This window comes from Pseudomonas sp. 25 R 14 (assembly GCF_900004755.1).
GTDB classification, from domain to species: Bacteria; Pseudomonadota; Gammaproteobacteria; order Pseudomonadales; family Pseudomonadaceae; genus Aquipseudomonas; species Aquipseudomonas brenneri.
In genome coordinates, this window is sequence record NZ_CVTS01000059.1 from 12,949 (window position 1) to 30,348 (window position 17,400).

The window sequence follows — 17,400 nt, forward strand, 5'->3', positions numbered from 1 at the left end:
GCGGTGGGTCAGGCGACATCTTCGCTGCCTGTACCGCCGCCATCGCAGCCTCGCTAAAGCTCGACAGCTCCCACAGGGGACTGGCGGCGGATTCGGGATTTCGGTCTGGATGAAGATCAATGTGGGAGCTGTCGAGCCCCAGCGAGGCTGCGATGGCGGTGGATCAGGCGCTGATGATGCTGACTGACCTATCGCTATCGCGAGCAAGCCCGCTCCCACATCAGTTCTGCGACACCTTCAAATGCCGCGCATACCAGGGACGCCTGGGGACCTTGCGAAACAGCTGTGTGAGCTGATCGTCATCCGCACCAAAGGTGATACGCAGCGCCAGCTTCATGGTTTCCGGATCCATCTCCACCGACTTGCCCATCTGTAATCCTGGCGTGGTGCTGCAACCGTGAGTCACCGGGCCCAGCCAGGGATCCGCCACTTCCACCCAGTGCCCAGGCGCAAACCAAGGTACGCCATTGACTTCGAGGCGACTGACTGCGCCCGGGTGAAAACGCTCGTGCGCGCGAAACCAGTCCTCGATACGGTCGTCGATCCAGCCATGGAAATACCAGAACACCGGGTTCACATGCGAGGAAAACGGGTCGCCGAGAAAATCGTTTTGCGCCGCATACCACCGAGCGGCGAAGTCCGCCGGATCACGGGCAAACGGCACCGGGGCGCCGTTGGACGGGTCCCGTGGCACTGAGGCCCAGCGCATGTGCAACCAATCGTGCAGACCCAGCTCTACCTCCGAACCAAACTGCCCCAGGGTGAGCTTGGCCAGATAGCGCGGGTCGCGATACTGCGATTCCCAGACCTGGAAATTACTGTGGTAGGTCTCAGTCGTCTTGATGTCACTGACCCACTGGGTGTAATCACTGTCACCACTGGCCAGCCAGGTTGGCGGCAGCGCAAAACCGTCATGGTTGTCGAAGTAGCGGGCAAAGCCCTGGCGATCACGCTCAAGCTCTGGCTGCGGCGCGGGGAAGCGCGGCCAGGACGGCAGATCCTGCATCGAGCGCGCCGTGCCCAGCATGTGCCGATGCATGAAAAAGAAGTCGATGCCTGAACCGTTGCGGTCTTTGCGCGGACCACGGGCATCTCGCTCCTGATCCCGCGGCCCGGGCTGCCAGCCAATACCGCGCAAGGCATCGCGCTTGTCTTCAGCGAGCTTGTGCCACTGATCGCGAGAGGCGTGCCAGAGCTGGTGGAACAGGCGATGCTCTGGCGCGATCAGCCAGGCCATCAATGCCTGATTCAAGCCAATACGCTCCCGAGCCTCGGGAAACAGTTGTTTGGTGGCAACAAAACGACTGTCCAGTTCGGGCAGCGCCAACGGTCGATCCAGACGCAGGATTTGCCCGCTGAGGGTGCCGCTGCCGGCATTGCCGAAATCTGCCCAGACCTCATCCAACGTCATTTTGAGCTCATAAGCCGGCACGCCACCAGGCGATTCGCGGTCTATCAGGCGCCAATACAATTCAGCGCCATTACCCGACACCAAATCACCCATCACCTGATAACGCGGCTCAGCATCGGCACGCAACCGTTCGCCAGTATCAAGATAACCACGCAACCCGCGCCCACGCGGGGCAATATCAAGAAACAACTCCAACCCCTCAAGCGGCAGGCCGTGGAGCCCGCCATCACCGCCTTCGAAACGCAGGCTCCAGACACCTCGCAGGGAATCGGCCAGGCGCTGGCCAGCCGTGTCGGCCAGATCAACCGTCGCTTCCTCCGGCGTGATCGGAAACTCTTCACGCGTCAACTCGCGATGGGCATAAAAGGCCGCAGGCACTGCGGCGCCCGTCAGCGCCAGGCCTGCGATGAACCCTCGTCGAGAAATCGTCATTTTCCTACCTGTATTGTCCCGCCTGGTTTGCCCGGCCGGAATCAGCCATGAAGCAGGCTTTATCCAAGCTAGAACGTTTGTTGCCACGGGAAATTTACCGCCACGGATGGCGCGCCTAAATTTCCCGTTCTATCGCTCGTTCTTCCCAGATAGCAAAGGCCCTTGCGCCTGCACTTCGACGGCGAACCGACTGAGATGGCAATGACAAAACCACGTTCAAGAAAGGCTCTTTACATTGGCCTGCCGCTGGCATTGGCCATTGGCGCCGGGGCAGGTTTTCTGGTCTGGGACCACTGGTTCAGGGGCAACGCCGGTTACCCGCTGGAGGTGATCAAGCAAGCCAATGAATTGCAGGATCGCTTGCTGTCCTTCGACAGTCACATCTCGGTGCCGCTGAATTTCGGCACCCACGGACACGAAGCCGACAAAGACGGCGACGGCCAGTTCGACCTGGTCAAGGCCAACCGAGGGCGCCTGTCCGGGGCCGCCCTGACTATCTTCGGCTGGCCCGAGATGTGGAACGGCGACAATGCCCCCCATCGCCCCACCGCAGGCTTTGTCGAAGAAGCGCGTAACCAGCAAGAGGTGCGCTACAAAATCATTTCCGGGATGGTCCGTGACTTCCCCAATCAGGTAGCCATTGCCTATACCCCGGACGACTTGCGACGCCTGCACGGCGAAGGCAAGTTCGCCATTTTTATCAGCATGCTCAATGCCTACCCTTTGGGTAACGACCTCAATCTGTTGGATATGTGGGCCGCACGCGGTATGCGCATGTTCGGCTTCAGTTACATCGGCAATAACAGTTGGGCCGACTCCTCACGCCCACTGCCGTTTTTCAACGATTCCCCCGATGCCCTCAACGGCCTCTCGGACATCGGCCAACAGGCTGTGCATCGGCTCAATGACTTGGGCGTCATCATCGACGTCTCGCAGATGTCGACCAAGGCCCTGGAACAAGTCGCGCAACTGAGCCGCACACCGATGGTGGCCTCGCACTCAGCGCCACAGGCCGCGGTGGATATCCCGCGCAACCTCAGCGACAAAGAGATGCAACTGATCAAGAACAGCGGCGGCGTGGTCCAGGTCGTTGGGTTCTCCCAATACCTGCGTCCACTGACCCAGGCCACCCAGGACAAGCTCAATAGCTTGCGCGCACGTTTCGACCTGCCGCCGTTGCCGAACCTGGCCATGGCGCTGATGCCGGGCGACCCGATCATCGCCGCCTGGCCTGAACAGAAGTTTGGCCAATACGCCAGCGGCCTGTATTCGATCCTTGAAGAAGAGCCCAAGGCCAGTCTCAAAGACTACGGCGACGCCATCGACTACACCGTACGCAAAATCGGTATCGACCACGTCGGCATTGCCTCTGACTTCAACGAAGGGGGCGGCGTCAAGGGCTGGGACAACGTGAGCGAGATTCGCAACGTGACCGCCGAACTGATTTCCCGTGGTTACTCCGAAGCTGATATCGCCAAGCTGTGGGGCGGCAACTTCCTGCGAGTCTGGGACCAGGTGCAAAAAGCCGCCCAGCCGGTGGCCGACCGCTGATTACCTCCCCCTTTTGCTGACAAGTGAACCGAACACATGACTGATCGTCGTACGTTTCTCAAACAGGCCGGGATACTCGCCGCCGGCCTACCTCTGGGCACCGCTGTCCTGAATCAGCATGTATTGGCGAGCACTGCGACGCCCGTGCCCGAGGAAAAATGGGCGCAATTGCGCCAGTTGTTCACCCAAGACCCGGACTACATCCACTTTTCCAATTTCCTGGTCACCTCCCACCCCAAGCCCGTGCGCGATGCGATCGACCTGCACCGTGCACGAATCGACCGCAACCCCGGCCTGGCCATGGACTGGGACTTGCAGGAAGCCTGGAAACGCGAAGCCCAGGTGCGTGACTGGGCGGGCCGTTACCTGCAAGCCAAACCTGGGCAGATTGCCTTGACCGGCAGCACCACCGAAGGGCTGGCGATGATCTACGGCGGCATTCATGTGCGTCCGGACCAAGAGATTCTGACCACGGTTCACGAGCATTACTCCACCGAATTCACCCTCGACTACCGGGTGAAAAAGGAAGGCACCCAAGTACGCAAGATCAAGCTATTCAAGGACGCCCACCGGATTTCGGTGGATGAAGTGCTCAGTGCGATCAAAAGCAATATCCGCCCCAACACCCGGGTACTGGGCATGACCTGGGTGCAATCGGGCAGCGGCGTGAAACTGCCCATCGGCGAAATCGGCAAGCTGGTGGAAGAACTCAACCGCAGCCGCGACGAGAAAGACCGCATTCTCTACGTGGTCGACGGTGTACACGGCTTCGGCGTGGAAGACCTGAGTTTCCCGCAGATGCACTGCGACTTTTTCATCGCCGGCACCCATAAATGGATGTTCGGACCACGTGGCACCGGGATCATCTGTGCCCGCTCCGAAGAGCTCAAGGACGTGACCCCGACGGTGCCGACCTTCTCCGAAGACACCAACTTTGCCACCACCATGTCACCTGGCGGCTACCACGCCTTCGAACATCGCTGGGCCTTGAACGAAGCCTTCAAGTTGCACCTGCAACTGGGCAAAGCCGACGTGCAGACCCGTATCCATGGGCTCAACAGTTACTTGAAAGAGCGTCTGCTGGCCCATCCGCAGATCGAACTGGTGACGCCCACCAGCCCCGAACTTTCGGCAGGTTTCACCTTCTTCCGGGTCAAGGAACAAAGCAGTGACAAAGTGGCGGCCTACCTCATGGAAAACCGCGTGGTCAGCGACGCAGTACACCGTGACGCCGGCCCGGTGATCCGCACCGCACCGGGATTGCTGAATACCGAGAGCGAAGTCGATCGCTTCATGACCCTGCTTGGCAAAAAACTCTGATACCGCCCTTGAGCGCTGACCTTTCCTATCGAGACGACTTATGACTTGCACTCTCACCACCTCGACGCGTTCCCTCAAGCCCCTGGCAGCACTGGTCGCAGCCCTGTGCCTGCTGCCAGGCCTGGCCGCAGCAGCCACCACAGCGCAGCAGCCAGGCAAGGTTTTCAAAGACTGCAAGGACTGCCCGGAAATGGTCGTGTTGCCGGCAGGCACCTTCACCATGGGCACCCCGGACGATGAAATCGGCCACGAGCCTGACGAAAGCCCGCAGCACCCAGTGACCTTTGCCAAACCCTTCGCCATCAGCCGTTTCCAGGTACTGGCAGGTGAATTCAAGGCCTACCAGAATGAAACCGGCGCCCGCCTCAATGACTTCGATGTACGCCCCGGTCGCCGCTGCACCAATGGCAAGCCGAGCTACCCCCAGGAGTCACAGCAACCTGCGGTGTGCATGAACCTGGCCGAAGCCCAGGCTTATATTGCCTGGCTGTCGAACAAGACCGGCAAGCAGTACCGCCTGGTGAGCGAAGCCGTGCGCGAGTACGCCGCTCGTGGCGGCAACCCAGGCCCGTTTCCGTTCCCGTTCGATGAAGGCAAGAACTATCAGATCTCCAAACACGCCAACACTTACGGCCCGACCGATGGCTATACCTACACCAACCCGGCCAAGGCCTTCGCACCTAATGCCTTTGGTGTCTACAACATGCACGGCAACGTCTCCGAGTGGGTTGCCGACTGCTATCACCCAAACTACGTCGGCGCCCCTGCTGACGGCAGTGCCTGGGTCGAGAAGAGTTGTGAGCTGCAAAGCATTCGCGGCAACGACTACCTTGAAGCACCGGTCTTCTCGCGCTCCGGCAACCGCAACAACATGTACCCCAACGAGAGCGGCGACTGGTTGGGCTTTCGCGTAGAACGCGACCTCTGATCCTGCCACCGGACCGCGGCCTTTTGCGGTCCTTTAAATAAACCGCCAGGCCATTCGTTTTGGTTATTAGCGGCCCTATTTTCTTCTCCTGGCAGGAAACCTCCATGAACAAGCCAACACGCGGGGCAATCAAAGAATTGCTCGCTCTGCTCAAGCCCTTCCGCCTGATCGTCTGCGTCTCCATCGTGCTCGGCATGATCGGCGGCCTGAGCGTGACCGTGTTGCTAGCCACCATCAACAATGCCCTGCATGCCCCCGAAGGCCTGACCCAGACCGTCATCGCCGTGTTCGCCGGCCTATGCCTGCTGGCGCTGGCCAGTTCAATCCTCTCGGACATCGGTACTAACTATGTGGGCCAGCACATCATTGCCAGGCTGCGTAAAGAGCTGGGAGAAAAGGTCCTGTCGACCCCCATCGAGCAGATTGAGCGCTATCGCACTCACCGCTTGATTCCGGTACTGACCCATGACGTCGACACCATCAGCGACTTTGCCTTTGCCTTCGCCCCGCTGGCGATTTCCCTGACGGTGGTCCTGGGTTGCCTGGGTTACCTGGCGATGTTGTCGTGGCCGATGTTTGTGATGATTCTGGTCGCTATCGGCATCGGCAGCGTGGTCCAGTCGATTGCCCGGGCCCGTGGCATCAAGGGTTTCATCGCCGCACGCGAAGCCGAAGACGAACTGCAAAAACATTACAACGCGATTGCCGAAGGGGCCAAGGAACTGCGCATTCACCGACCCCGCCGCCAGCGTATGTTCACCTTGGGGATCCAGCGTACCGCCAACTCCATTCGCGACACGCAGATCAGCTCAATCAACACCTTTATCATCGCCAAGAGCTTCGGTTCGATGCTGTTCTTTGTGGTCATCGGGCTGGCCCTGACCCTGCAATCGCAATGGCCAAGCACCGATAAGACGGTCGTGAGCGGCTTTGTCCTGGTCCTGCTGTACATGAAAGGCCCGCTGGAACACCTGATCGGCACCTTGCCGATCATCAGTCGCGCCCAGATCGCCTTCCGGCGCATCGCAGAACTGGGCGAACAGTTCTCGTCACCCGAGCCGCACTTGCTGCTCAGCGACAAGGGCGCCCCTGCTACACCCGTAAAGACTCTGGAGCTGAACAATGTCAGCTACACGTTCCCGGCCGCCGAAGGCAGCGCACCCTTCCGTCTTGGCCCGGTGAACCTGAAGATCAACCAGGGCGATATCACCTTTATCGTCGGTGAAAATGGTTGCGGGAAAACCACGCTGATCAAATTGCTGCTGGGGCTGTATGCCCCGCAACAGGGGGACATCACCCTCAATGGCGCCACGATTGATGCGGCCAACCGCGACGACTACCGTCAATTATTCACCACGATTTTTGCCGACTACTACCTGTTCGATGACATTGTCCAGGGCGACCAACACATCCCGGACGATGCCAACCGTTACCTGGAACGCCTGGAAATCGCGCACAAGGTCAGCGTGCGCGACGGCAACTTCACCACCACCGATCTTTCCACCGGCCAGCGTAAACGCCTGGCGCTGGTCAACGCCTGGATGGAAGAGCGTCCGGTTCTGGTATTCGACGAATGGGCGGCCGATCAGGACCCGACCTTCCGCCGAATTTTCTACACCGAACTGCTGCCGGATCTCAAACGTCTGGGCAAGACGATCATCGTGATTTCCCATGATGACCGTTATTTCGATATCGCCGACCAACTGGTGCGCATGGAGAGCGGCCGGGTGATGACTCAGGCGCAACCCGCATGACAACGACCTGAAAAAAGTTGTGCACGTCTTGCGATTTGCTTCACCCCAAACTTAAAAAAATAACTCTCTGCCCCTTATAGACTAGGTAAAAAAATGACAAGGCCCGCTCTTCGACAAATGAACCCGTATGTCAAAGCCATTGTGATGTCTCACGCCCTGAGCAAGCATTTCTCCCTCACCACCCTGAGCCTGGCCATGGCCATGGCGCTGCCCCTGGCGGCACATGCGCAGGAGCAGGCGGTGAACTTCAATATCCCGCAGCAACCACTGGCCAATGCCTTGCAGACATTCGGCCAGCAGTCGTCGGTACAGGTGCTGTACAGCCCGGATGATATTCAGGGGTTAAGCAGCACTCGCCTCAGCGGTACGTTCAGTGCGCAAGAGGGGCTGGCAAAGCTGTTGCAAAATACCGGCGTCAATTACAGCTTCCAGGGTAATGCCGTGAGCATCAGCCGCAAATCCGGGGATGCCCTGGAACTGGCTCCAACCAGTGTCGTGGGGCAAGCCGGCCTGGGCGTCAACACCGAAAACACCCGCTCCTACACCACCGGCGCGGTGACCATCGGCAAGAGCGAACGCAGCCTCAAAGAGATCCCGCAAACCGTTACGGTGCTGACGGCCCAACGCATCAAGGATCAAAACATCACCACCCTCAACGACGTCTACGGCCTCGTTCCAGGGGTGGTCACCTACGGTGCCCTCAACGGCGACAACCAACCGTACGCCCGTGGCTTCGAGATCGACAACTTCCAGATCAACGGCATTCCGATCCCGGCCGGCACCAGCACCGGTATCACCTCGCTGAACTGGTCAGACCTGATCTCCTATGAGCGCGTGGAAGTCCTCAAGGGCTCGGCCGGGCTGTTCCAGGGGGCGGGTTCGCCAGGGGGTGCGATCAACCTGGTGCGCAAGCGCGCCAGCAGCGACTTCAAGCTGAGCACCGTGACCCAGGCCGGGACCTGGGACAACTACCGCCAGGAAGTCGATGTTCAGGGCGCACTCAACGAAGAAAAAACCCTGCGTGGCCGTCTGGCAACCTCCTACAACACGCGTCGTTATTTCTATGACGGTGGCAAGAGCAAACGGGCATCGACCTACGGCGTACTGGAATTCGACCTCAACCCGGATACCTTGCTGAGCGCCGGCTTCACTTATCAGAATGCCGACAACCGCTCGACCATGGACTGGGGCCTGCCGGGCTACAAGGACGGTTCGAAGATCGACTTCAAACGCTCGACCAACCTCAGTTCGCCGTCGGACTATAACGACGTCGAGTCGACCCAGTATTTCTTCGAAGCCAAGCATCAGCTCAATGACGACTGGAAGGCCACCCTGGCCACCAACTACACCCGGTTCAACCTGGATGCCCTGTACAGCAACACCGGCGGCCAGATCGACCCGATCGACAATTCAGGCGCCTACAACTGGGCCGAGGGCCGTGGCGAAAACAACTACCAGTACAACACCGATCTGTTCCTCAACGGCAACTTCGACATGCTGGGCCATCGCAGCGAAGCGATTCTGGGCGCCAATATCTCCCACAGCAAGCGGGTCGCCGGGCGTTATGACGTTACCAACTACAATGGGGCCTACGACTTCATTCCGGATATTCTGAATTTCACGCCCCCCAAATATGCGCGCACCAACAAGTACCGCACCACCACCTCGACCCTGGACCAGCAAGGCCTGTACGGTTCCCTGCGGGTCAATGTGTTCGAGCCGCTGGACGTAATCGTCGGTGCGCGTGTCAGTTGGTTTGATTACAAGCAGGACCAGCGCAACGAACTGAACGGCCGGCACGTCAAGAGCGACATGCAGACCAACGCCAAGGTGGTGCCATTCTATGGCCTGGTCTATGCGCTGAACCCCAACTGGTCGACGTATGTCAGCTACGCGGAGATCTTCACTCCGCAACTTAACGTCGAAACCGTTGACGGCAGTGCCCTGACACCGCGCTCCGGTGATACCTACGAACTGGGCCTCAAAGGCGAGTTGTACGGCGGTACGCTGAACACCAACTTCGCCATCTTCCGCACCACCTACTCCGGCCTTGCCCAGCGCGATCCGAACCAGCCAACCACCTGCAATTGCTATGTGGCAGGGGGCAAAGTCCGCTCCCAAGGCTTTGAAGCCGAGATCACTGGCAAAGTCATGACCGGCCTGGAGCTGACCGCCGGCTACACCTACAACACCAGCGAGTACGTCAATAACCCGAATAACCCGGACCTGGAAGGCACCACATTCCAGACGTCCATGCCCGAACACATGCTGCGTACCTGGGCCAACTATCAGTTGCAAGGTGAGTACTCGAAGTGGCAGATCGGCGCAGGCACGACCATCCAAAGCGGTGTTTATGGCCGCCATGTGGGTGGCAACGTCGGCAAAGGGATCAAGAATGAGACCGGTGGTTATGCCATCTACAACGCACGCATTGGCTACGACGTAAACAAGAACGTCAATCTGTCGGTCAATATCGAAAACATCTTTGACCGCACGTATTACTCACAGACGGGCACCATCGAGAGCAACAGCTACTACGGCAACCCGCGCAACATGATGTTCACCATGCGCACCAACTTCTAAGCACTCACCCCGGACAGGCACCCTGCCTGTCCGGGGTTTCCCTTCCCGTTGCACACGTGTCACCCCGTGCAGGGCTGACTGTTCACTCCTGGACCCAGGCACCGCGCGCCCAACAACGCCGACACCAGCACCACCGCCCCCGCCACCAGCGCCACCCAGAACCCGCTGGGTGCACCGAAGCGGTCGATCATCCAACCAGAACTCGCTGCCCCCAGTGCCACGCCGATACTCAAGCCGGTGATCAGCCACGTCATGCCTTCGGTCAGGCGACTGGCCGGCACGACTTTTTCCACCAGGGCCATGGACACAATCAGTGTTGGGGCAAAGAACAGCCCGGAGACGAATATCGCCAGCGACAACCCGAGAATATCCACCACCCACAACAACGGCAGCGTGGTCAGGGCCGTGGCCAGGCCGCAGAACAGGAACTGGCGGTGCAATGGCATCGTCAACCGCAGGGCACCGAAGGCCAACCCGGCCAGGCACGAGCCAATGGCATACACCGACAGCACGATACTGGCGGCAGCCGGCTGGCCCTGGTGCTCGGCAAACGCCACGCTGACGACGTCCACCACGCCAACGATAGTCCCCATGGCCATTAACAGCAGCATCAGCACCAACACTTTGGGGGAGGCGATCAACCAGCGCCCCTGAGGGCCATGATGCGCATGGACCGGTGGTTCGGTCTGTTTTTGCAGGACAAAGGTGCCGACCCCTGCCGCCAACAGGATCGCCCCCACCAGCGGACCCGCCTCGGGAAACAGCAGCACGCTCAACCCCACCGACAACGGCGGCCCGAGGATAAAGCACACTTCATCAAGCACCGACTCCAGGGCAAACGCGGTTTGCAGCTGCGGCTGGCCACGGTACAACTCGCTCCAGCGCGCCCGCACCATGGCCGACATACTGGGCATGCAGCCGGCCATGGCGGCGAATACAAACAGCGTCCAGTCCGGCGCCTGCAGGCGGGTGCAGAGCAACAGCAACAGCAACGCCCCGCCGCCTAGTGCGGCAGCCAATGGCAACACTCGCCCCTGGCCATAGCGGTCTACCAGCCGCGACACCTGAGGTGCGCAAAACGCCGTGGCCAAGGCAAAAGTCGCCGCCACCGCTCCGGCCAAGCCATAGCCGCCACGGACCTGGGACAACATGGTGATCACGCCGATACCGGTCATGGAGATCGGCATACGCGCGAGCATGCCGGCCGCTACAAATGCCTTCGAACCTGGCGCCTGGAACAGCTCGGCGTAGGGGTTTGCCATGGTGCGTGACCTCTTGCTGGGAGCCCTGGAGCTTGCTATTCGATGCAATCCGGGCAAAAGATATACGATGCGTATGTGACAAATCATGAGTAACATACGCAGCGTATGTCAACCACTCACCCGCAGATAACGAGCGTTTCCCATGAGCCGAGCCCGCGCCGAGATGATCGAAGAAACCCGCGCCCGCCTGCTTGCCAGTGCCCGCCAGGCCTTTGCTACCCAAGGCTATGCCAATACGTCGATGGATGATTTCACCGCCCGCGCCGGCCTCACCCGAGGTGCGTTGTACCATCACTTTGGCGACAAAAAAGGCTTATTGGCCGCCGTGGTCGCGCAACTCGACCGCGAAATGGATGAGCGCCTGCAACAGATCAGTGACCAGGCCGACAACCCCTGGGACGGTTTTTGCGAGCGCTGCCGTGCCTATCTGCGTATGGCCCAGGACCCCGAGATCCAGCGCATTGTGCTGCAAGATACACCGGCGGTACTGGGCGAAAATGTGGGCGCCCAGCAGCAATGCATCGAATCACTGCGCGGCCTGCTGGAGGGGTTGATGCAAGCCGGGGTGATCGAACAGGCTCCCAGCCTGGCGCTGGCGCGGTTGATCAATGGCAGCCTGGTGGATACGGCGCAATGGATTGCCCACGATGCACAGCCGGATGAGCGCCTGGAGCAGGCGCTGCAAGGTCTGGATTTGCTGCTGCGAGGCTTGCAACCACAGCGCTAGGTACGCCGCAGCAACAGCGCCGCCACCGCACACAACGTCAACGCCACACACGCCAGGTAGAACGCATCGCTGTAAGCCATCAAGAAAGCCTGGTGCCGCACCCCCAGGTCCAGCAACCCCAGCACTTGCTGGTGCTCCGGCCATTGCTCCTGCAGCAAACCACCGCCCGGCAAGCGTTGCTGCAAGGCCGGTTCGAAAATGCTCAGCGACTCACCGATCCGCGCCGAATGCACCTGCTCGCGCACCACCACCAGCTGTGCCAGCAAAGCCGTGCCGACCGCACCGCCCAGGTTGCGCAACATCGAGAACACCGCCGAGGCCGAGCCCGACTCGGCCTTGGCCAACCCATGGACCGCCAGCACCGACAGCGCGACCATGATCAGCGGCTGGCCAATACCTCGTACCACAATCGAAGGAATGATCACGTTACTGGCGCTGTCTGCCGACAGGTGTGCGCCCATCCAACAGCCCAACGCCATGATCGCAAAACCCGAGGCGACCAGGACCTTGGCGCTCAACCACTTCATCAGCCGTGGCAGAAACGGCGCCAACACCAGTTGCACCAGGCCATAGGCAATCAGGCTGACGCCAATTTCGCTGGCGTTATAGCCCTGCATCTGGGACAGGTAGTTGGGTACCAGAAACACCAGGCCATAGGTGCTGGCGCCGAAGATAAACATCGCCACGCTGGCCACGCCAAAGTTGTAGTGCGCCAATAGCCGCAAGTTGATGAAGCTTTTGCTCCCCCACAATTGGCGGCCGATAAACCCTGCCAGCCCGACCATCGCCACCAGGCTCATCCACACAATAAAAGACGAACCGAACCAATCCTTGCGTCCGCCCTCCTCCAGCACAATCTGCAACGCCCCCAGCCCCAGCACCATGCACGCGATGCCCAGCCAGTCACCCCGGCGCAACAGCCCAAGGTTCATCGGCTGGCGATCGATGGACCAGGCCACGGCCGCCAACAGCGCGATGCCGGGGAACAGTTGCAGGTAGAAGATCCAGCGCCACGAATAGACATCGGTCAGCCAACCGCCAATGGAGGGCCCTGCGGCCTGGGCCACACTGTTGGCCAGGCTGAACAGCGCCATGCCCAACGGGATCTTGCTGGCCGGCAGTTCGGTGATGATCAACTGGAATGACAACGGAATCAGCACCGCCCCGGCCGCGCCCTGGATCACCCGGATGATGATCATCACCGGCAGGTTCGGCGCCATCGAGCATGCCACCGAGGCCACCAGAAATACCCCGGAACCCCACAGCATCACCCGCCGCAAGGAAAACACCTGCACCAGCCACGCGGTGAGCGGGATCATGATGATTTCCGCCACCAGATAGGCCGTGGAAATCCACGAGCCCTCTTCGAAGGTGGCCCCCAGCGCACCTTCGATTTCCGGCAGTGCGGCGCTGGTGACATGCACGTTCATCCCAGCCATGAAGCAGCCGAACAAGCCACCGATCACCGCAACCCAGGCGCGAAACGAGACCGTCGAAGTGCGCACATCAACCGCCATGGGAACTGTCCTGCTGGCTGACCGGACGGGTATCCACCGTGGCAATCACTGACATCCCCGGCAAGATTGCGGGAGCATTCGCCTCGTCCGCGACCAGGCGGATCTTCACCGCAAAACGCTGCACGATCTTGGTGAAGTTGCCGGTGGCGTTGTCCGGCGGCAACAGGGCGAACACCGAGCCAGAACCGGGAGCGATACTTTCTACCCGACCACGCCAGCGCTGGCCGGCAAAACTGTCTACCGCGATATCCACCGATTGCCCCGGCGCCATATGTTGCAACTGGGTTTCCTTGTAGTGGGCAATCACATAGGCCTGCTCCACCGGCACCACCGCCAGCAACGGCAGGCCTGGCATCACATACTGCTGGCGACGGACCTTGCGCTGGCCCACAACCCCGTCGAACGGCGCGCGAATCGCCGTGTCATTCAAGGCATTGCGGGCCAGGGCCAGATTGGCCTGGGCCTCGCCCACCCGGGCCTGGGATTCGGCGATCCGCGCCTGCACCTGTTGGCGACGCGCCTGCAACACCTGGCACTGGGCCTGCTGCCGGGCCACTTGGGCCCGGGCTTCGGTCACCGCTGCCCGTGCCTTGGCCTGGCTGGCGCTGGCGGTTTCCAGGCGCTGGCGGGTGGAGATCTGTTGGCCCACCAGATCGCGGTAGCGCAGATAGTCCAGGCGGGCACGCTGGGCTTCGGCCTCGCTGCTGTGCAAGGCCGCCTCGGCCTGGGCGATGCGTTGCTGCTGCTCGCCCAGCCTCGCATCAAGAGTGTGCAGGCTGGACTGACGTGCCGTCGCGGCTGCCCGGGCTTGCTGCAACCGGGCCTGAGTGCTGCGCAACTGTTCGATAAAGTCCCGCTCATCCAGACGCACCAGCACATCCCCGGCCTTGACTGGCTGGTTATCTTCCACCAGCACCTGGGCCACGTAGCCGGCGATGCGCGGGCTGACCGCCACCCAATCGGCGCGCACGTAGGCATCGTCGGTCTCTTCAAGGAACCGCCCCCACTGCCACCAATATCCGGCAAACAGCCCCACTCCCAGCAGCGTCACCAGTGATGCGCCCGTCAGCAGTACGCGGCGATGGCGTTGCATCAAGCCGGGAGTGGATTGCAGGATCGCGGGTTCAACAGCCTGGTTCATGGTGTGGCTCCAAGGACAGCAAGGGGTAAGGGTTGAGGTGAGTCGTCACGTTGCCAGCCGCCACCGAGCGCCTGGAACAGATCGATCTGGCGGTTGATCAAGCGCAAGTCAGCCTGGGCCAGGGTGGCCTGGAGGTTGACCAGGCTGCGCTCGCTGTCGAGCAGTTGCAGGGCATCGAGGGCACCGGCCCGATAGCTGCGGGTGGCCAGCTCGAACGCCTGCTGGCTGTTGCCCAGCGCGGCTTGCAGGGCCTGGCTTCGCTGCTGTTCGCCCTGGTACAGCGCCAGGGCTTGCTCGACCTGTTTCAAGGCGCTGAGTACCGTGCCGTCGAAACGCGCCTGGGCCTCGCGCATCTGGGCCCGGCGCTGGCCCACCTGGGCCTGGGCAACGCCGCGATGAGGAAAGCGCCAGGACAGTAGCGGCCCCACGGAATACACCAGCGCCTCACTGTCTCCCAACTGGCCCAGGCTGCTTGCGGAAGACTCCAGCGCGACGCCGAACGTCACCCGTGGATACAGGTCGGCGCGTGCGACGCCAATGGCCAGCGTGGCCGCTTGCAGTTGACGTTCGGCACGACGGATATCGGCACGCCGCTGCACCAGCGCCCAGCCATCGCCCACAGGCAGCGGCGCCTGCAATTGCGGGCGTCGGGCACAGGTTTGCCGGGCCAGATCCAGCGGTGGCACACCACTGAGCACCGCCAGTTCATACACTGCCGCCTGATGGCGGGCGTTCAATATGGGCAACGGCGCACGGGCTTCCTCCAGCAGGCCATTGAGCCGCGCCAGGTCCAGCGCCGTCGCCGCCCCAGCCTTCTGCAGTTGGCGCGTGACATCGACACTGCGCTCCAACACCTGCACCGAATGACCCTGCACCTGGCTGCTGAAGGCATAAACACAGGCCTGGCCATAGGCCCGTGTGGTCTGCGCGGCCACCGTCACCCGCCATTCATCTTCCAGCGCCCGCGCCGCATCTGCATTGGCACGGGCGGCAGCCAGGCGATAACGCACCGCCCCCCACAGGTCCAGGGTGTAGCTCAGGGATAATCCGGGCGCATGGCTCCATTGGTCATCGGCGTGTTCACCCGTTGCCTGGGCCAGGGTCTGGTCATCTCGACTGCGGCCATAGCCCACGCCGTAGGTCAGCAAGGTCGAGGGTTGGCGCTCGCTGTCGACCTGCTCCAGGCGCGCCAGCAACGCGTCGACATGGGCGCTGGCGGCTTCAAGGTCTTTGTTGTGGATCAGGGCCTGCGCTACCAGCCGATCCAATTGCGGGTCACGGTAAAGCTGCCACCAGCGCTCGGGCAGTGGCGGGTTTGCAGACCCGCCGGACAATTGCGGTGCTGCCTGGGCCGCCAACTGCGCTGCTGGCTCGCTGGGCAGGCCGCTACATCCGGCCAGCGCGCCCAGCAGAAGCAGGGTCAGGGCTACCGGGAGTCGATTACCAGTGGAGGGATGAACGACAAGGCTGGGCATCACAAAGCTCGCTGAAGAATGAGCTTTGCAGATTAGGCACCCGCCCTGGCGGATTCGCCCGCGCCAGGGCCATGTATCGTCGCCAAATGGACAATTGGGTTACATGAAGCAACATCAGGCCCCAGGGCGGAAATGACTCGGCGGATACCCCAGCGAACGGCGGAACATGGCGCTGAACGCACTCGGGCTCTGATAACCATGTTCCAGTGCGACCTCCAGGATCGAGGCGCCCTGGGCCAGCAACTTCAGACTCAGGGCCAGGCGCGCGCGTTTACGCCACTCGCCAAAGCTCATGCCCAGTTCCCGCTGGAAAATCCGGCTCAGGGTGCGCGCACTCATGTTCAGGGTGTCGGCCCAGGACTCCAGGCTGCTGTCATCGGATGGGTTGCGGATAAACCGCGTACACAGCCTGGCCAGCCGTGCGTCGCCGGGCACCGGTACATGCATGGCCACCACCGGCGCGGCCAGCAGTTCCATGCGGATCAGTTCCACCATTGCCGGCAGGCGTGGGTTATTGAGCTGACCGGCGATCAGCGTGGCAGCCACGATCAGTTCCCGCAGCAGCGCTGAAACCTCAATCACCTGGCAGGTGCGACCCAGGCTCGGCTCCACCTCGGGCATGAGGAACAAGGTGCGCATATGCACCTCGCCGGCCATGCGAATTTCATGGGGCGTGCCGGCGGGCACCCACAACGCATGCCCGGACGGCACCAGCCAACTGCCTTGGGCCGTGCTGACCACCATCACCCCGGAAACACCGTGGATCAATTGCGCCTGGGCATGACAATGGGGATGGACCACTTCGTCGTTGCGGTAGTTGTCGGCATAAGCCTCAAGCCAAGGCCGGTGCACAGTTGTCATGGGCAGCGTCTCACGTCATCAAGCCTGTGATTCTAACCAAAAGCCCCCTGGCAAAAACGATAGATATAGACAGCCATCGTCGCGTTCCAGACAAGCCACTGAACGTGTGCCCTGCACCGTCAGTCAGCTCAATGGACTCCTGAAAGAAAGGCTGGGCAGACCATGCGCATCTCGTTGGAACAACAAAACGAAACTCAAAGCGCCATCGATGCCCATGGCATCATCGGCGACATGCGCAGTGCGGCACTGGTCAACGACCTGGGCAGCATCGATTTTTTCTGCTGGCCGTAATTCGACAGCTCCCACCTTTGATCTTCATTCAGACTGAAATCCCGGATCCGCCACCAATCCCCTGTGGGAGCTGTCGAGCTTTAGCGAGGCTGCGATGGCGGCGGCACAGGCACAGCAGATGTCGCCTGATCCACCGCTATCGCAGCC

Annotated in this window: 13 protein-coding genes; 7 read left to right on the forward strand and 6 right to left on the reverse strand. The window is 61.1% G+C overall.

Going from position 1 to position 17,400, the window contains the following annotated elements; translation table 11 throughout:
* Nucleotides 1-220 precede the first annotated feature (220 nt).
* Nucleotides 221-1,843: a pyoverdine maturation tyrosinase PvdP gene (locus tag BFQ03_RS21130; RefSeq protein WP_065943962.1), complete on the reverse strand. Its 1,623-nt coding sequence runs from the start codon at nucleotides 1,841-1,843 to the stop codon at nucleotides 221-223.
* Nucleotides 1,844-2,044: 201 nt separating this feature from the next.
* Between BFQ03_RS21130 and pvdM the strand changes: the two genes are divergently transcribed.
* From pvdM to BFQ03_RS21155, 5 genes are all read left to right on the forward strand, one after another.
* Nucleotides 2,045-3,394 carry a pyoverdine-tailoring dipeptidase-like protein PvdM gene (gene pvdM / locus BFQ03_RS21135; protein ID WP_065943963.1) on the forward strand — a complete coding sequence of 450 codons (1,350 nt, stop codon included), beginning with the start codon at nucleotides 2,045-2,047 and terminating at the stop codon, nucleotides 3,392-3,394.
* Nucleotides 3,395-3,430: 36 nt separating this feature from the next.
* Nucleotides 3,431-4,714, forward strand: coding sequence for a pyoverdine-tailoring periplasmic protein PvdN (locus BFQ03_RS21140; RefSeq protein WP_032863812.1), 1,284 nt, complete (start codon nucleotides 3,431-3,433; stop codon nucleotides 4,712-4,714).
* 40 nt (nucleotides 4,715-4,754) lie between these two features.
* The gene (locus BFQ03_RS21145; RefSeq protein ID WP_032863815.1) at nucleotides 4,755-5,642 is read left to right on the forward strand and encodes a dihydropyoverdine dehydrogenase; all 888 of its coding nucleotides are present in this window, start codon (nucleotides 4,755-4,757) and stop codon (nucleotides 5,640-5,642) included.
* Nucleotides 5,643-5,746: 104 nt separating this feature from the next.
* Entirely contained in the window at nucleotides 5,747-7,396 is a 1,650-nt protein-coding gene (locus BFQ03_RS21150; protein WP_065943964.1) for a cyclic peptide export ABC transporter, read from the forward strand.
* A 144-nt stretch (nucleotides 7,397-7,540) separates the two neighbouring features.
* Complete coding sequence (locus BFQ03_RS21155) at nucleotides 7,541-9,979, forward strand: TonB-dependent siderophore receptor (protein WP_162276350.1); 2,439 nt, start codon at nucleotides 7,541-7,543, stop codon at nucleotides 9,977-9,979.
* 59 nt (nucleotides 9,980-10,038) lie between these two features.
* Here the strand turns inward: BFQ03_RS21155 and BFQ03_RS31100 are convergent, their stop codons facing one another.
* Nucleotides 10,039-11,241, reverse strand: coding sequence for an MFS transporter (locus BFQ03_RS31100; RefSeq protein WP_065943966.1), 1,203 nt, complete (start codon nucleotides 11,239-11,241; stop codon nucleotides 10,039-10,041).
* A gap of 142 nt (nucleotides 11,242-11,383) precedes the next feature.
* On the opposite strand from BFQ03_RS31100, the gene BFQ03_RS21165 reads away from it, so the two are divergent.
* Nucleotides 11,384-11,968: a TetR/AcrR family transcriptional regulator gene (locus BFQ03_RS21165; RefSeq protein WP_065943967.1), complete on the forward strand. Its 585-nt coding sequence runs from the start codon at nucleotides 11,384-11,386 to the stop codon at nucleotides 11,966-11,968.
* Here BFQ03_RS21165 and BFQ03_RS21170 read toward each other — a convergent pair.
* The 4 genes from BFQ03_RS21170 to BFQ03_RS21185 form a co-directional block, all read right to left on the reverse strand.
* Complete coding sequence (locus tag BFQ03_RS21170) at nucleotides 11,965-13,485, reverse strand: MDR family MFS transporter (RefSeq protein WP_065943968.1); 1,521 nt, start codon at nucleotides 13,483-13,485, stop codon at nucleotides 11,965-11,967. The genes BFQ03_RS21165 and BFQ03_RS21170 overlap by 4 nt on opposite strands.
* Entirely contained in the window at nucleotides 13,475-14,626 is a 1,152-nt protein-coding gene (locus tag BFQ03_RS21175) for an HlyD family secretion protein (protein WP_065943969.1), read from the reverse strand. Before BFQ03_RS21175 ends, BFQ03_RS21170 begins: the two co-directional genes overlap by 11 nt.
* Nucleotides 14,623-16,101, reverse strand: a complete 1,479-nt coding sequence (locus tag BFQ03_RS21180) for an efflux transporter outer membrane subunit (RefSeq protein WP_065943970.1) — start codon at nucleotides 16,099-16,101, stop codon at nucleotides 14,623-14,625. The genes BFQ03_RS21175 and BFQ03_RS21180 overlap by 4 nt, the downstream gene beginning before the upstream one ends.
* Nucleotides 16,102-16,215: 114 nt before the next feature.
* The gene (locus BFQ03_RS21185) at nucleotides 16,216-16,962 is read right to left on the reverse strand and encodes an AraC family transcriptional regulator (protein WP_032863831.1); all 747 of its coding nucleotides are present in this window, start codon (nucleotides 16,960-16,962) and stop codon (nucleotides 16,216-16,218) included.
* Between the two features lie 162 nt (nucleotides 16,963-17,124).
* Between BFQ03_RS21185 and BFQ03_RS31005 the strand changes: the two genes are divergently transcribed.
* Nucleotides 17,125-17,253, forward strand: a complete 129-nt coding sequence (locus BFQ03_RS31005; RefSeq protein WP_275656702.1) for a hypothetical protein — start codon at nucleotides 17,125-17,127, stop codon at nucleotides 17,251-17,253.
* Nucleotides 17,254-17,400: the final 147 nt, after the last annotated feature.

What these genes read in the sequence shown, in the direction of transcription:
- BFQ03_RS21130 (WP_065943962.1), bottom strand. Translation starts at nt 1,843, where the DNA reads ATGACGATTTCTCGACGAGGGTTCATCGCAGGCCTGGCGCTGACGGGC.
- pvdM (WP_065943963.1), top strand. Translation starts at nt 2,045, where the DNA reads ATGACAAAACCACGTTCAAGAAAGGCTCTTTACATTGGCCTGCCGCTG.
- BFQ03_RS21140 (WP_032863812.1), top strand. Translation starts at nt 3,431, where the DNA reads ATGACTGATCGTCGTACGTTTCTCAAACAGGCCGGGATACTCGCCGCC.
- BFQ03_RS21145 (WP_032863815.1), top strand. Translation starts at nt 4,755, where the DNA reads ATGACTTGCACTCTCACCACCTCGACGCGTTCCCTCAAGCCCCTGGCA.
- BFQ03_RS21150 (WP_065943964.1), top strand. Translation starts at nt 5,747, where the DNA reads ATGAACAAGCCAACACGCGGGGCAATCAAAGAATTGCTCGCTCTGCTC.
- BFQ03_RS21155 (WP_162276350.1), top strand. Translation starts at nt 7,541, where the DNA reads ATGTCTCACGCCCTGAGCAAGCATTTCTCCCTCACCACCCTGAGCCTG.
- BFQ03_RS31100 (WP_065943966.1), bottom strand. Translation starts at nt 11,241, where the DNA reads ATGGCAAACCCCTACGCCGAGCTGTTCCAGGCGCCAGGTTCGAAGGCA.
- BFQ03_RS21165 (WP_065943967.1), top strand. Translation starts at nt 11,384, where the DNA reads ATGAGCCGAGCCCGCGCCGAGATGATCGAAGAAACCCGCGCCCGCCTG.
- BFQ03_RS21170 (WP_065943968.1), bottom strand. Translation starts at nt 13,485, where the DNA reads ATGGCGGTTGATGTGCGCACTTCGACGGTCTCGTTTCGCGCCTGGGTT.
- BFQ03_RS21175 (WP_065943969.1), bottom strand. Translation starts at nt 14,626, where the DNA reads ATGAACCAGGCTGTTGAACCCGCGATCCTGCAATCCACTCCCGGCTTG.
- BFQ03_RS21180 (WP_065943970.1), bottom strand. Translation starts at nt 16,101, where the DNA reads ATGCCCAGCCTTGTCGTTCATCCCTCCACTGGTAATCGACTCCCGGTA.
- BFQ03_RS21185 (WP_032863831.1), bottom strand. Translation starts at nt 16,962, where the DNA reads ATGACAACTGTGCACCGGCCTTGGCTTGAGGCTTATGCCGACAACTAC.
- BFQ03_RS31005 (WP_275656702.1), top strand. Translation starts at nt 17,125, where the DNA reads ATGCGCATCTCGTTGGAACAACAAAACGAAACTCAAAGCGCCATCGAT.